This window comes from Vibrio sp. YT-19(2023) (assembly GCF_033337395.1).
In genome coordinates this window covers 1-532 of the sequence record NZ_JAWOQN010001067.1, presented here as the reverse complement: position 1 = coordinate 532, position 532 = coordinate 1, and the positions used below count along the sequence as shown (strand labels likewise).

At 43.8% G+C, this 532-nt stretch carries 1 pseudogene; it reads right to left on the bottom strand.

Annotated elements, in window-relative coordinates:
- A pseudogene (locus R7E78_RS30075) lies at positions 1-532 on the bottom strand (AraC family transcriptional regulator); the annotation flags it as partial.

The following is a 532-nucleotide window of genomic DNA, read 5'->3' as shown; positions in this document are numbered from 1 at the left end:
TCATGTGCCCCTGCTGACGGAACAAGCGCGACAAATGGTTCGAGGAAATACTGAATCTCGACGCAATGCTGTCACGTGTGATTGGGCGATGGAAGTTCTCTTGAATGTAGATACAAATCCCTTGATAGAGATCTTGCACACGGCTATGTGCCTGCTGCTCGACTGGTGCATCCAACATCGTCTTCGCGTATTGCAGTAATGCTTGCAGTAAAAGCTCATCCATTGGTTTTTTAGTATTCTCACGAGCCAGTGAGCTCAACGCTTCTAAGATGTTATCTATCGCAAATCCTGAGCGTGTTTGGATGCTATGCTTTTGAATATCGTAAAAGTTTGCCTCACCTTTACGTTTGCTCACCAAACTTAACCCAAGTTGTCGACGCCCAAACAAAATACTTAACACTGAGCAATCGGTATCCCAGTCTGGTTTATTCCAACAGTTAGGTGGAATAAATATCGCGTCGCCTTTTTTAGCAACGATGTGCGTTACTTTTCGATCATGACTTTCCATTTCATTAATATATTCCCCATCCAG